General features: G+C 34.0%; 11 protein-coding genes. 6 read left to right on the top strand and 5 right to left on the bottom strand.

Features of this window, described 5'->3' with window-relative positions; genetic code table 11:
* The 3 genes from A9G03_RS03895 to rph all read right to left on the bottom strand — a co-directional run.
* Positions 1-1,222 (bottom strand): DUF262 domain-containing protein (locus A9G03_RS03895; RefSeq protein ID WP_065798457.1); only part of this gene is annotated, 1,222 nt, incomplete at its 3' end.
* A 192-nt stretch (positions 1,223-1,414) separates the two neighbouring features.
* The gene (gene pyrE / locus A9G03_RS03890; RefSeq protein ID WP_065635120.1) at positions 1,415-2,062 is read right to left on the bottom strand and encodes an orotate phosphoribosyltransferase; all 648 of its coding nucleotides are present in this window, start codon (positions 2,060-2,062) and stop codon (positions 1,415-1,417) included.
* Between the two features lie 13 nt (positions 2,063-2,075).
* A complete protein-coding gene (gene rph / locus A9G03_RS03885) occupies positions 2,076-2,792 on the bottom strand; it encodes a ribonuclease PH (RefSeq protein WP_065635119.1) in 717 nt (238 codons plus the stop codon).
* 159 nt (positions 2,793-2,951) lie between these two features.
* Here rph and A9G03_RS03880 point away from each other — a divergent pair, with 159 nt between their 5' ends.
* The 6 genes from A9G03_RS03880 to A9G03_RS03855 all read left to right on the top strand — a co-directional run bounded on the left by A9G03_RS03880 (position 2,952) and on the right by A9G03_RS03855 (position 10,858).
* The gene (locus tag A9G03_RS03880) at positions 2,952-3,818 is read left to right on the top strand and encodes a YicC/YloC family endoribonuclease (protein WP_065798456.1); all 867 of its coding nucleotides are present in this window, start codon (positions 2,952-2,954) and stop codon (positions 3,816-3,818) included.
* A gap of 24 nt (positions 3,819-3,842) precedes the next feature.
* The gene (locus A9G03_RS03875; protein ID WP_065798455.1) at positions 3,843-4,748 is read left to right on the top strand and encodes a DMT family transporter; all 906 of its coding nucleotides are present in this window, start codon (positions 3,843-3,845) and stop codon (positions 4,746-4,748) included.
* 258 nt (positions 4,749-5,006) lie between these two features.
* The gene (locus tag A9G03_RS03870; RefSeq protein ID WP_065798454.1) at positions 5,007-5,702 is read left to right on the top strand and encodes a tetratricopeptide repeat protein; all 696 of its coding nucleotides are present in this window, start codon (positions 5,007-5,009) and stop codon (positions 5,700-5,702) included.
* A gap of 222 nt (positions 5,703-5,924) precedes the next feature.
* Positions 5,925-6,713 (top strand): tetratricopeptide repeat protein, encoded by a 789-nt coding sequence (locus A9G03_RS03865; protein WP_065635115.1) that lies wholly within the window; start codon positions 5,925-5,927, stop codon positions 6,711-6,713.
* 231 nt (positions 6,714-6,944) lie between these two features.
* Entirely contained in the window at positions 6,945-9,806 is a 2,862-nt protein-coding gene (locus tag A9G03_RS03860; RefSeq protein WP_065798453.1) for an SEL1-like repeat protein, read from the top strand.
* Between the two features lie 158 nt (positions 9,807-9,964).
* The gene (locus A9G03_RS03855) at positions 9,965-10,858 is read left to right on the top strand and encodes a tetratricopeptide repeat protein (RefSeq protein ID WP_065798452.1); all 894 of its coding nucleotides are present in this window, start codon (positions 9,965-9,967) and stop codon (positions 10,856-10,858) included.
* A 65-nt stretch (positions 10,859-10,923) separates the two neighbouring features.
* Here the strand turns inward: A9G03_RS03855 and A9G03_RS03850 are convergent, their stop codons facing one another.
* Together A9G03_RS03850 and pssA are read right to left on the bottom strand one after the other, a co-directional pair.
* A complete protein-coding gene (locus A9G03_RS03850) occupies positions 10,924-12,303 on the bottom strand; it encodes an MATE family efflux transporter (protein ID WP_065798451.1) in 1,380 nt (459 codons plus the stop codon).
* Between the two features lie 154 nt (positions 12,304-12,457).
* Positions 12,458-13,813: a CDP-diacylglycerol--serine O-phosphatidyltransferase gene (pssA, locus tag A9G03_RS03845; protein WP_065798450.1), complete on the bottom strand. Its 1,356-nt coding sequence runs from the start codon at positions 13,811-13,813 to the stop codon at positions 12,458-12,460.
* Between the last annotated feature and the right edge of the window lie 44 nt (positions 13,814-13,857).

Genomic DNA, 13,857 nt, shown 5'->3' with positions numbered 1-13,857 from the left:
GTTTTTTCTCTTTTATTGCTTTAATAATATTAAATGAAGTTTGTTTTACTTGTGATAATGTTTTGCCAGCAATCCAATATAAGTAGTAGAAACGTCTAAGCTCAATAGTCAAGGCTTCAAAATCAGCATATTTGGTTGTTATTGCAGTCATTAGTATAGCTTTCCAATAATTGCTCCAGCGTAAATACCAGAAAGAATAAATAATTTTATTTTTTGAACAATATATTTGTTCGTAATAATTTTTAGCAAAAGATTTCAGAGAAGCAACAACTTGATTTGGGTCTTGATCTTGAAATAAACTCTGTAATTCTTCAGTAAATGATTTCTTTTGATTTGATCCTAGTAAATAATGCGCGTAAATAATGAATAAATCATTTAAACTCATATCATCACATTGTTTGATAACTTGTTCCATTTCACGCCAATCAAACATGAATGTGTCTTCTTTTAATTTTGAAGTTGTTATATCATCTTGATATTTTTTATATAGTTTTTCTAATAAAAAACTTTTGATTAAATCAGCAGAAGTTAAATCTAATCCTCGATTATTCAATACCTGAAATAATTTAATGGCGAAATCCCGACTAGTACAATCAATACGAATAATTTTAACTTTATAAAATAAATAATTGATTAATTTTCCAAGTTGATCTGCATCTAACAAACTCAATTTGTCAATAAAAATTAAAGCAGTATTAATAAATTTAAATTTAGGTTCTTGCTCATTTTTAATCTGATATTTATAAGGGGCAGTTAATAGTTTTGTAGCTCCTTCATCTAAAATATATTGTTGGAAATCAGATTGATGAGTTCGATGTGTGTAAAGTCTTAAACGTTCCGCTCGACCGTTAAAAATAATTGCTGAACGTATGATATCTATATTTACTGCTAATGGATTTTCACAATCGTTTTCATTAAGATTTGGAAAGTGATCGCGTATAACACAAAAGAGTATCATAAGCGTTGTTAATCTTTGTTGTCCATCAACCACATCGATATATGGCGATAGAGGTTCATCATAAGAACTAGCTGTTATCACTGAACCAAGAAAATAATTTATCACACCATTTTCATGAGATTCCAAAATATCATCCCATAATTGTTCAACTTGTTCACTTTCCCATTTATAAGGACGTTGGTATTTAGGTATTTTGTATAAACTTGTTGTATCTCCAAATAATTCACTGATTGACAGACTCCGTGGTTTGAACGATTCTTCCATGTTTTACCTCCTCACTTATTCTTGAAAAAATTACATAGTTATTAATAATTATGAGGTTATTCTATCAGTATACATGGTATTAGTTAAATTATTTGGGTAGAAAGTAATCACCATTGATGAACTCAGCAATATGCTTAAATAAAAAGCGCCATAAAGGCGCTTGTTAGATGAGTTTAATTGAGTGGGAAAAGTTTATCTGATACCATATTCCGCGCGATAAGCCTCGACCTGTTTAACTTGGTCTTGGCGGGCGGGATCTTTATATAAATATTGAATCAAGTCATCTAGCGTAATGATTGAAATGACATCACATTGATAAGTTTGTTTAATCTCTTGAATAGCTGAAAGGTCACCGCGTCCTTTTTCTTGACGATCCAAGCAGATGAGCACACCTGCTAATTCAGATTTGTTGTCTTCAAGTATTCGCATTGATTCACGAATGGCTGTACCGGCTGTAATTACATCATCAACTAACATAACTCGCTGTTGATAAATAGAACTTCCTACTAAATTTCCGCCTTCACCATGATCTTTCGCTTCTTTGCGATTAAAACAATAAGGCACATCAACATTATGGTGTTCTGAAAGTGCAACAACCGTTGATGAGACGATAGGAATACCTTTATAGGCTGGACCAAAAATGACATCATATTGTAAATTAGCATCGGTTAATGCTGCTGCATAAAAACGACCTAATAAAGCTAGATCTTTGCCAGTGTTAAAGAGTCCTGCATTAAAAAAATAGGGGCTTTTACGGCCAGATTTTAAGGTGAATTCACCAAATTTTAATGCTTGCCTTTCTAAAGCAAATTCTATAAATTCACTTTTATATGATTTCATCGATTATCTCCAATTAATCTTTTAAGGCCTGTTTTTGTGTTTCAATAATGGTGGCAATACCATTTTTAGCGAGTTCCAATAACTTTAATAATTCATCGTGGCTGAACGGTTCACCTTCGGCCGTGCCTTGTACTTCAATAATTCGACCATCGTCGGTCATGACAACATTCATATCGGTTTCTGCATTAGAATCTTCAATATATTCCAAATCACATAATGCTTCGCCTTCAACAATACCAACAGATACCGCAGCGACTAAAGATTTAATTGGATTTTGTTTAATTTGTCCTTTAACCAACATTTGGTTGATGGCATCATTAAGCGCGACACAAGCACCAGTTATTGAAGCTGTTCTGGTGCCACCATCAGCTTGAATGACATCACAATCTAATGTAATGGTATATTCACCCAGTAATTTAAGATCAATCATTGCTCGTAATGAACGTGCGATAAGGCGTTGAATTTCCATTGTACGTCCAGTTTGTTTACCTTTCGCCGCTTCGCGCTGTGTTCTTGAATTGGTTGCGCGAGGTAACATGCCATATTCGGCGGTAACCCAACCTTGATTTTGACCTTTTAAAAAGCGTGGAACACCTTCATCAACGGTGGCATTACAAAGTACTTTGGTTTCACCAAATTCAACCAATACAGAACCTTCTGCATGCTTAGTATAATGACGGGTTATTTTGATTGGGCGGACTTGTTCCGCAGATCGACCAGACGGGCGCATGCAATTCTCCAGCAGTTTAATTTAAAAAATTATCGTATTGAGCTAATCATTTAGGAGGACATCAACTGGATTACGTTGATGTTTAGCCTAAGCTAAGAGCATATTATACAGAATTTGTGATACAATGCCCAGCAAGTTTTTCAATTTTAGGGTGCAATTATGATTTCAAGTATGACGGCTTATGCAAGAAAAGAACTAAATCAACAATGGGGTAATGCTTCGTGGGAATTACGTTCAGTCAACCAACGATATTTAGAAACGTATATCCGTTTGCCAGAACAGTTTCGATCGTTAGAGCCTATTATTCGTGAACGCCTACGTAATCGTTTAACTCGAGGAAAAATTGAATGTAATTTGCGCTTTGAATTGGATTCTGCTGCACAAGGTCAAGAATTATTACTCAATAAAGAATTAGCAAAACAAATTTTAACTGCTGCAGATTGGATTAAAACCGAACATCAAGCTGCTGAAGTCAATCCTATCGATGTATTGCGTTGGCCAGGTGTGTTATCAGCGAAAGAGCAAAACCTTGATACGATTTCGCAAGAGATTTTAGCACTATTGGATATTACCATTGATGAATTTATCACCGTTCGTGAACGAGAAGGGCAAGCTCTTCGTGATTTGATCATTCAACGATTAGAAGGTATTACAGAACAAGTTAGTAACATTAAAAAGTGTATGCCTCAAATACTGGAATGGCAAAAAGAGAAACTGAAAAGCAAACTTGAAGAAGCGAATATAGAACTTGATAACTCTCGTCTTGAGCAGGAAATCGTTATGCTTGCCCAACGTATTGATGTAGCAGAAGAGCTTGATCGTTTAACAACGCATGTGAAAGAAACCTATTCGATTTTAAAGAAAAACGAAGCAGTGGGGCGTAGATTGGATTTCATGATGCAAGAATTTAACCGCGAATCGAATACAATTGCCTCTAAATCAATCAATGCCGATGTGACAGCAAGTGCTATTGAACTAAAAGTTCTTATTGAACAAATTAGAGAACAAGTGCAAAACATTGAGTAAAAAACTAACTCACTTTAAGTCACAATGAATCGTTCTTTCGGTGTTATTGCCGTCATATTGGCATCAATCTTATGGGGTACAACAGGTACGGCAGCAACCTTAGCCCCATCACTCTCTCCTTTATTTATTGGTTCCTTTGCCATGGGGGTTGGGGGATTATTACAATCTATTTTTGCTCTATCTAATATAATTAAAGAACGTAGGTTAATAGCAAATCACTTAGGTTTTTTACTGGTTGGAAGTATTGCTGTTTCCCTTTATCCGCTAGCATTTTACTCTTCTATGCGACTATCTGGTGTGACTGTTGGTACAGTAGTATCCATTGGAACGGCACCGATTCTTTCAGCAATAATTGAGTACAGTAGCAAGGATTTTCATATTACTAAACAATGGGTTATTGGTGCGGCTTTTGGCATTTTAGGCATTATGCTTCTTTGTTTTTCTGAAAATAGCGCGACATCAACGCAATATAGTCATTTGGCTATTGGTATTTTGCTTGGTTTAATTGCTGGATTCACTTATGCATTATACTCTTGGTCGGCTCGTCAAATGATGTTAAAGGGTATATCTGGCAAGTCAGCGATGGGAACGACATTTGGATGCGGAGGTTTATTGTTAATTCCAGTTATGATTTTAGCTGGAACTCAGTTGTTTGATTCATTAATCAATATAACCATAAGCCTTTATATGGCATTGATTCCCATGTTTATCGGGTATTTATGTTATGGTTATGGGCTTTCAAAAATATCGGCTAGCACAGCAACGACTATTACACTATTAGAGCCGGTTATTGCAGCTATTTTAGCCATGTTAATTATCGATGAGTATCTATCTTTTTCAGGTTGGTTGGGAGTAGTATTCATTTTTATTTGCCTTGTTTTAGTTACGCTATCGACCTTAAATAAAGCATCAGTTTCAAACACAAGATAATTAAATAGTTTGTGTGTAAATAGTATTTATCCTCCACAGATATATTTATAAAATTGATTTTATTCACCTTATCATTAGATTTTTCATCGTAAATAGTCACTCTGAAATCAATCACCTATTTTTCTTAAAAAAATTTTGATATTAGTCAAAAAATTAATGTTGTCAGTTGTTATTGATCAATAATTTTGACAATATTACCAAGCACAACAATAGAAATAATATAAATTATTTAACCTATAAAGATGATAAGGAAAAAACATGAAAAAAATATTAACCACAAGCTTACTGTTTTTGTTTTTAGCGGGTATAGCCAATGCAGAAACCTCTTTAGAAGATATAGAAAAACTGCCTCGAGAAGAAATTATTAAACTTGCTAATGAAAAAAATGATGCTAAAGCACAATACTCTTTAGCACAAGATTATCAAGACGGTATAAATGTTGAAAAAGATCAAGCTAAAGCGAGAGAATTATACGAAAAATCAGCGGCCCAAGGTTATGCACCGGCACAGTCTAATTTAGGTGTTTTTTATGAAAATGGTATTGCTGGTGAACAAAGTTATGAAAAAGCTAAACAGTTATATGAAAAATCAGCAGCGCAAAATGATCAGCATGGTCAATACAATTTAGCAACTTTGTATCAAAATGGTCGTGGTGTATCGCAAAATTTTGCAAAAGCCCGAGAGCTTTTTGAAAAATCTGCAGAACAAGGTTTTGTTAATGCACAATATCAATATGGTCAAATGTATTTGTTAGGCGAAGGTGTCAAAAAAGATTACGATAAAGCAAGAGTTTGGATGGAAAAAGCTGCTCAGCAAGGAAAACCAGAAGCACAATTTAACTTAGGTGTGATGTATCAAAACGGTATGGGTGGTTTACCAAAAGATGACGACAAAGCATCAGAATGGTTTGAAAAAGCTTGTGAAAATGGTGTTGATCATCCAATTTGTAAATAATTAACAAAATTTAACTCACTACAAAGGAGGCTGTCGCCTCCTAAATAATTACGACAAACCTACTATTGTTTTGATATTTTGCGGTTATCGTCCAGTTTAAGCATAAATGTGATTTAAAAAACTTAATTAAAATTCATTGGTAATCATTATTTATATTGCTAGAATAAAATGTAAATACGATAATCTAAATAATATAACTATCTCGTAGTTAAGGAATAAGAAGTGAAAAAATTTTACACAATTATTTTATTTTTTTTATTTTTAACTAATGCAGTAAGTGCACAAGATATTAAAAATTTAAGTATTAACGATTTGTCTAAATTAGCATCAGAACAAAACGATCCTGAAGCACAATTTTATTTAGGTGTAATGTATGAACAGGGTAAAGGTGTTGAACCGGACTATGAAAAAGCTAAGCAATGGTATGAAAAAGCGGCATCGCAAGGTATTGTTGAGGCTCAATTCAATTTAGGACAAATTTACTATACTGGTATGGGAAGTGCTCCAGATTATGTTCAAGCTAAAAACTGGTTTGAGCAAGCCGCATCACAAGGTGATGTTGATGCGCAATTTAATTTAGGCATGATGTACGAGAATGGTAGAGGTGTTGAACAAGATTTTACTCAAGCAAAAACATGGTACGAAAAAGCAGCTACACAAGGTTTTGTCGATGCTCAATTCAATTTAGGCATTATGTATGACACAGGCGAAGGAATAGAGCAAAATTATACCAAAGCAAAAGAGTGGTTTGAAAAGGCAGCACTTCAAGGTGATGCTGAAGCACAAACTAATTTAGCGTGGATATATTATGAAGGCAAAGGCGTTGAAAAAGATTTGAAATTGGCGAAAGAATGGTTTGAAAGGGCCGCAGCTCAAGATCAACCCGAAGCACAGTATAATTTAGGTATCATGTATGAAGATGGAAATGCGGTAAAAAGAGATCCAGAACAAGCGCAAAATTGGTACAAAAAAGCATGTGAAAATGGACTTGATAGCGAAATTTGTAAATAAGCTATCAATCCCCAAAGCATTTGGTCTAAAGTAAATCTATTTTAATTGCAAAATCAATTACACGGTTTTGTCATCAAATCCATGTTTAATAAAATCTTTCCTGATGTATAAATACATCTTTAGATTTCTAATTTTCTCTATATCGTTTATGCTTATCATAATAAAACAATTTAAGCTGTCCGGTATAAAATTGTTTTCTGAGGTAATAATAATCAAGGAACAAATTAAGAAATGAAGAAATATCTACTAATATTATTACTCATGTCAATAAATTTGGTTCATGCCAATGATCAAGAAAATTTAAAATTAGATGAGTTGTTACAATTAGCTTATGAACAACAAGTTCCAAGTGCACAATATGAATTAGCGGTTCGATATCAGGAAGGCAATGGTGTTGAAAAAAATTATCTAAAAGCGAAAGAATTATTTGAAAAGCTAACTTCGCAAACTGACAATGATGCTAAATTTAGAGTTGGAATTTTGTATTTTATCGGTGATGAAGGATTAGAAAAAAATTACGCCAAAGCTAAAGAATGGTTTGAAAAAGCAGCCGCTGAAGGTGATAGTAGTGCGCAATTTTATTTGGGTATTTTATATCAAAATGGATATGGTGTAATAAAAGATTATAGATTAGCGAGAAAGTGGTTTGCCAGTGCTGCTAATAAAGGTCACAGTGATGCTCAAGCTAATTTAGGTCAGTTTGCACTTTATGGTATAGGGCAGATGCAATATATTGATGGTGCCAAATATTGGCTTAATATTGCCGCTCAGCAAAATCATCCCAAAGCCCAATACTACTTAGGCATAATAAATTATGCAAAAGCACAAGAAGATGCACAATATTATCTTGACGCTAAAAATTGGTTCGAAAAATCTGCTAAGCAAGGCTATGCTTATGCTCAATATAAATTAGGGCAACTGTATTTACGTGGTGAAGGGGTAAAGCAAGACGAAGATTTGGCTAATCAGTGGTTTGAGGCTGCACGTCAACAAGGATTATCTCAGACAGATTTTAACAAAATAGATAACAATGAAGATGTTGATGATCTTAGTCAGGATTATATTAAAGTTCAACAGTGGTATGAAAAAAGATCATTGCAAGGCGATATCAATGCAATGGTATCTTTAGCTTTTAGTTATACCAATCAAGAGCCATACGGTATTGATGTCAATTTTTCTAAAGCTAAACAATGGTTCGAAAAAGCCGCAGAACAGGGCGATCTCGATGGTGAATACGAAACAGGTATCTACTATTACTTTGGTATTGGTTCTGAACAAGATTATGTACAAGCTAAGCAATGGTTGGAAAAATCAGCTAAACGAAATGATAAATTGTCGCAATACTTTTTAGCTATGCTGTATAAAAATGGCAATGGTGTAAAACAAGATTTTGTCAAAGCTAAAGAGTTGTTTGAGAAAAGTGCAGCACTTCCTGACTCAAGACCGCAAGAGCAATTAGGATTACTTTATTTAAATGGCGATGGGGTAAAACAAGATTATGTGAAAGCCAAAGAGTATTTTGAAAAAGCGGCAACAAAAGTTAGTGATCTTGCTGAATTTAATTTAGGTCTAATGTATCAAAATGGTAAAGGTGTTAGACAAGACTACGTTAAAGCTAATGAATGGTTCGAAAAAGCAGCTTCACGAGGCAACTCTAATTATCAGTTTTATCTAGGTGAAATATATAAAAAGGGACAAGGTACTGAGATTAATTTCACTAAAGCTCAACAATGGTATGAAAAAGCCGCTTTACAAGGTAATGTGAATGCACAATATGCTTTGGGCAAATTTTATCAATATGGTTATGGTGTTACGCAAGATATTATTAAAGCTAAGCAGTGGTATGAACAAGCGGCTCAGCAAGGGCATGATGATGCGCAGGTGCAATTAGCAAGTTTGTACTTAACAGCGAATGATGACGATCAAGATTATGTAAAAGCTAGACAGTGGTTTGAAAGAGCTGCCTTAAAAAATAACATGGATGCACAACTAGCATTGGCTAATTTGTATGAAACAGGGCAAGGCGTTGCCCCCAATCCAGCTAAAGCCAAAGAGTGGCGAAAAAAAGCAACAAATAAATCTGAAAGTGTAGATGATGTAACAAAAGAAACAACGCTATTATCTCATGAAGCTAAAATGTTAGCCTTGAATGAACAGTTAGCGTTACAAGGTGATGTAACCGCTCAGTTACAGTTAGCATTATTATATTCAAAGAATAATAATGGAATACAACAGAATAATAAGAAAGCTAAAGAATGGTTTGAAAAGGCGGCGCTTCAAGGTAATGCTGATGCTCAATATAATATTGGAAAATTTTATCTTGAAGGTATTGGTGTTGAGCAAAATTCGACCGTTGCTAAAGCGTGGTTTGAAAAAGCTGCGTTACAAGATAATAGCCGTGCTCAACTGGCGTTAGGACTGATTTATGCCAAAGGTAAGGGGATCGAACAAGATTACACCGCAGCAAAACAATGGTTTGAAAAGGCAGCAGCACAAAATGATGCGAACGCAGCATTTAACTTAGGCTTATTATATGACAAAGGCTATGGTGTTGAACAAGATTATACTAAAGCCAAACAGTGGTACCAAAATTCTGCATTGATGGGGAGTGATGAAGCACAATTTTATCTAGGTGAAATGTATCGAATGGGGCATGGCGTCCCTTTAAAAAACTATACTGAAGCCAATTATTGGTACTGGAAATCCGCTGACCAAGGTAATGTTAAAGCATCATATATGGTGGCTTATTTCGATTTTTATGGTCTAGATAGTACCGAGTTTAATGGATATTCATTAGATTATTTTCTAAATGCGGCTTATCAAAATCAACCCCGCGCGAACAGCGCCTTGGGGCAAATTTACTATTATGGCGTTGATGATAAGAGTGGCTATAATAATTATGTTATCAAGCCAGATTTTACTAAAGCAAAACAATTTTTTGAACAGAGTGCAGCACAAGGTTTTGCGCATTCCCAGTATTATTTAGGGATAATGTATTTACATGGCTTAGGTGTCAAAAAAGATCCTAAATTAGCTAAGCAATGGTTGCAAAACGCTTGTGAAAATGGTTTTCAACATCAAATTTGCCAATAATCAAATAGAAGATGTGTATATTCAATGAAAAATAGTATTTGAATAAAACAACCTGTTAGCGCATTTATCTAAATAAGTGTTTAATTAAAGATAGTTGAAGCCACTATTGTTATGAGCTAACAACTGGGATTTCAAGTAATGGAGTTTAGAACTAAAAGATGAATAAAAATGTAAACGCTTTACTTTTACTTTTATTATCAGTGAGTACAGTCAACGCTAATGAATTAAAAAAATTAAGTAATGATGAACTTTTGCAAATGACAGCTGAAAGTTTACCAGAAAAGCCGCAATATGATTTTGGTATTCAATATCAATACGTTGATGGTAATGAGATACAAGATCGTATTAAATTAAAACAATGGCTTGACGCTGCTGCTTTACAAGGTGATGCTAGTGCAGAATTTGATTTAGCCACATTGTACCAAAATAGTATTGGTATTGATCACAATAGTCACTTAGCTAAGCAATGGTATGAAACATCAGCACAACAAGGAAATGCTGATGCTCAATATGCTTTAGGCTGTTATTATTTTTATGGGTATGCTGGTGAACAAGATTACGCTAAAGCAAAAATGTGGTATGAAAAAGCAGCGCTACAAGGTGATGTACGTGCACAATTGCAATTAGGTTTATTGTTTTCAAATGGGTATGGTGTTGAAAAAGATTATCAGCAAGCAAAAAGTTGGTTTGAAAAATCAGCGGCACAAAACGATAATCGCGCTAAAGTAATGTTAGGTTTGATGTATTTAAATGGTAACGGCGTTGAGAAAAATTATAATGATGCAAAATCATGGATTATAGACAGTGCCAAATTAAACATTGAAAATGACCTTGCTCTTATGTATATAAATAATGATGGTTCCCAACCAGATTATGTTCAAGCAATAAAACTATTTGAAGTTGCTGCAAAAAGTGATGTTCATGCAAAATATTACTTAGGGTTAATGTTTATTCAAGGTGTTTTTGTTGAACCAAACTATGTAAAGTCAACGCAATACTTTATTCAAGCATGTGATGACCCAGATGTTGGTGATATTCCAATTTGTTTTTGATCTCTAACCTTAAAACTGACCATAATTTGTATTAATCAAAAAAGTAATGAATTTATTTTTTAATACTAACTAGTGTGACAGCGACTTTTTATCGATTTGAAATACCAAAATAGTACCGTAAATGCAACGCCAGTTGATAAAAGATCTGCTGTTGGTGATGAGGCCCAAACCCCATCTAATCCAAAGCATAACGGTAATAGGTATAGTGTTGGTAATAAGATCAAAATTTGTCGGGAAAGACTTAATAAAATGGATATTTTTGCCATACCAATACACTGAAAAAAGCTCGTGGTAACCATTTGAAAACCGACAAAAGCAAAAGATAATGTTGTATATCGTAAAGCTATCGCCGATATGTGCACTAAATCCTCATCAGAACTAAATGCACGCACTAATACATCTGGAACAAAAAAACCTAAAATAAAGCCAATGCTAGTAATGACTGTTGCAACTTTGACCCCATAGAAAAAAGTGGCTTTAACTCGTAGATAGTCTTTTGAACCATAGTTATAGCCAATAATTGGCTGCATTCCTTGATTGATACCAATAACAATCATAATAATCAATGTAATTAATCGATTAGCATTGGAATAACCTGCAATCGCATCATCACTTGAAACGTTTGACAAAGGAGCATAATGGGTAAGTTGCCAATTAATAAACACAACCACAATAGAAGCGGCGACTTGCATCGCAAAAGGTGACATACCAATTGATAAAATTGATTTAATATATATCCAATTAAGTCTAAAGTTACAGCGATACAGTTTAATATTGCTATTTCTACTGATAAAGTGCTGCATCACAAATAAAAAGCTAATAAACATCGATAAAGTAGTTGCAAAAGCTGCGCCACGCATCCCCCAACCAAAGCCAATGATAAAAATAGGTGCTAAAATGATGTTGGCAATGACACTAATAAACATGGTGACCATTGCTTTAAATGGGTAACCGCTTGCCCGCATCATATTGTTATAGTTAAATGTTAATGTAATAAATATGCTGCCGGGCAAATATACTTGCAAAAACTCTTTAGCATATTGATGATTGGTTGGGCTGGAGCCGACAAAATGTAAAACGGGATCAACGAAGTAGAGTAGTGATGCTAAAGTTATACCACTTAAAACAGCGGTTAACATAAACGATGTTCCAGCAATTTTTTCGGCTTTATCCGTTTCTCCACGACCTAAAAAAATTGATATGCGACTCGCTGACCCAATACCTACAAGCATACCGATACCCGCTGTCAGGTTCATTACAGGTAAAATAATACCAGCCCCACTCAGTGCCTCACGACCAATCCAATGACCGATAAATATACCATCAATAATGTTATACAGTGTATTGACAATAGTACCAATTACTGCCGGTAAAGCATACTGCCAAAACAACCAACTAATTTTTTTATTTCTGAAATCGTTGTAAACATCTTGAGAGTGAGTCATCGATTTTATTTTCCCACAGTTAAATGTTGTAAAAAATATTAAAAAAACGCGACATTTGAGTATGAAATAATTTAAATTGCATGACTAACAGGGCATTAAAAACGTAATGACTGATCTCAATACCAACTAATTTAAATTTATTTAGTTTAACACGTTATAACAAACGTTTAATAATTCTATCAACACGAATGCGACTTAAGCGTTTAATCAATTTATGTACCTGTTTTGGATAAAATTGACTAGCTTGAATTTGTTGGAAATGAGTAACCAATGTCGTTTTTTGACGAATGGTATCGAGTTCCTGCTTAATTTGTTTTTGTAACTCTTGTTTAGGGTCATGAACTAAAATGCCATTTTCCAGATCTAAACGCCAAGCACGAGGATTAAGATTATTACCTGTAATAAGCATCCATTGATTGTCTACCCAAACACCTTTAAGGTGATAAGTTTGATCTTCATCTTTCCACAAACGAATAATTAATTGTTGTTTATCAATATAAGGTTGTAAACGTTCAATAAAGTTTCTTAAATTGATTTCATATAAATAAGGTAATCCACCCGAAATATTAAAAGGTTTATCTGGTGGAATATAGAAATCATTTGCTTCTTTATCGCCAATAATAATTTCGACTTGTCTACCCTTTCTAAGTAATCGAATAATATCGCGAACCAAAATATTGGGTAAATTAAAATAAGGGGTACAAAATATAACGTTATGTTGTGTTGTATTAATTAAATGATGAATAATTTTATTTAAACTATTATTGCGCCCAAGTCCTGCAATAGGCGAGACGGTTAATTCATTATTACTTGCATCGCCCTTATATTGATAATTTGCTTCACTAAGGTGTTGGCGTAATGTTTTTATTTCAACTTTAATTTGTTTACGGGTTTTATGTTGTTCCCCATCTAAACGCTGCAATCCATCAAAAGGTAAAAAATTATCATTGACATATTTTATCATGCAATCAGCTAGCGTTTTATTGGTGATAAGATGATATCTGTCATAACGATATTTATTAAATTTATGTAAATAAACATTATTGATGCTTGCACCACTGTATATGACTGTATCATCAATAATTAATCCTTTAAGATGCAACACACCAAGCACTTCTCGTCGATTAATTGGCACACCATAAACCGGAATGTCAATATCGGGATGTTGCTGTTTCATCTGATTATAATAACGCGCATTGGTTTGATTTTTGTCTTCACCAAACCGTCCGCGTTGTGCTCGATGCCAGTCGACAAAAATTTTAATGTCTAAATTTGGTTTTTGTTTTTTTGCTTGATAAAGTGCATTTAAAATTTCTTGTCCTGCTTCATCCTGCTCTAAATATAACGCTATTATGTAAATTCGGTGTTGTGCTTTGTGAATACTTTCGAGCAAAGCAATTCGATATGCATTTGGATCAAATAAAATGCGGTATTGACTAGCATCTTGAGGAATTTTTGCTAAATCATCAAGATGCTTTTGATGGTTATATCTAATAAAAGGTATTCTCATTATTTAAATATCATTATAACTGGACTATGTAGTAGCATAGCATA

The sequence above is a fragment of the Gilliamella sp. wkB171 genome (assembly GCF_001693755.1).
GTDB classification, from domain to species: Bacteria; Pseudomonadota; Gammaproteobacteria; order Enterobacterales; family Orbaceae; genus Gilliamella; species Gilliamella apicola_F.
The sequence above is the reverse complement of the archived record's forward strand: the minus strand, read 5'-3'. Positions and strand labels throughout refer to the sequence as shown.

What these genes read in the sequence shown, in the direction of transcription:
- pyrE (WP_065635120.1), bottom strand. Translation starts at nt 2,062, where the DNA reads ATGAAATCATATAAAAGTGAATTTATAGAATTTGCTTTAGAAAGGCAA.
- rph (WP_065635119.1), bottom strand. Translation starts at nt 2,792, where the DNA reads ATGCGCCCGTCTGGTCGATCTGCGGAACAAGTCCGCCCAATCAAAATA.
- A9G03_RS03880 (WP_065798456.1), top strand. Translation starts at nt 2,952, where the DNA reads ATGATTTCAAGTATGACGGCTTATGCAAGAAAAGAACTAAATCAACAA.
- A9G03_RS03875 (WP_065798455.1), top strand. Translation starts at nt 3,843, where the DNA reads ATGAATCGTTCTTTCGGTGTTATTGCCGTCATATTGGCATCAATCTTA.
- A9G03_RS03870 (WP_065798454.1), top strand. Translation starts at nt 5,007, where the DNA reads ATGAAAAAAATATTAACCACAAGCTTACTGTTTTTGTTTTTAGCGGGT.
- A9G03_RS03860 (WP_065798453.1), top strand. Translation starts at nt 6,945, where the DNA reads ATGAAGAAATATCTACTAATATTATTACTCATGTCAATAAATTTGGTT.
- A9G03_RS03855 (WP_065798452.1), top strand. Translation starts at nt 9,965, where the DNA reads ATGAATAAAAATGTAAACGCTTTACTTTTACTTTTATTATCAGTGAGT.
- A9G03_RS03850 (WP_065798451.1), bottom strand. Translation starts at nt 12,303, where the DNA reads ATGACTCACTCTCAAGATGTTTACAACGATTTCAGAAATAAAAAAATT.
- pssA (WP_065798450.1), bottom strand. Translation starts at nt 13,813, where the DNA reads ATGAGAATACCTTTTATTAGATATAACCATCAAAAGCATCTTGATGAT.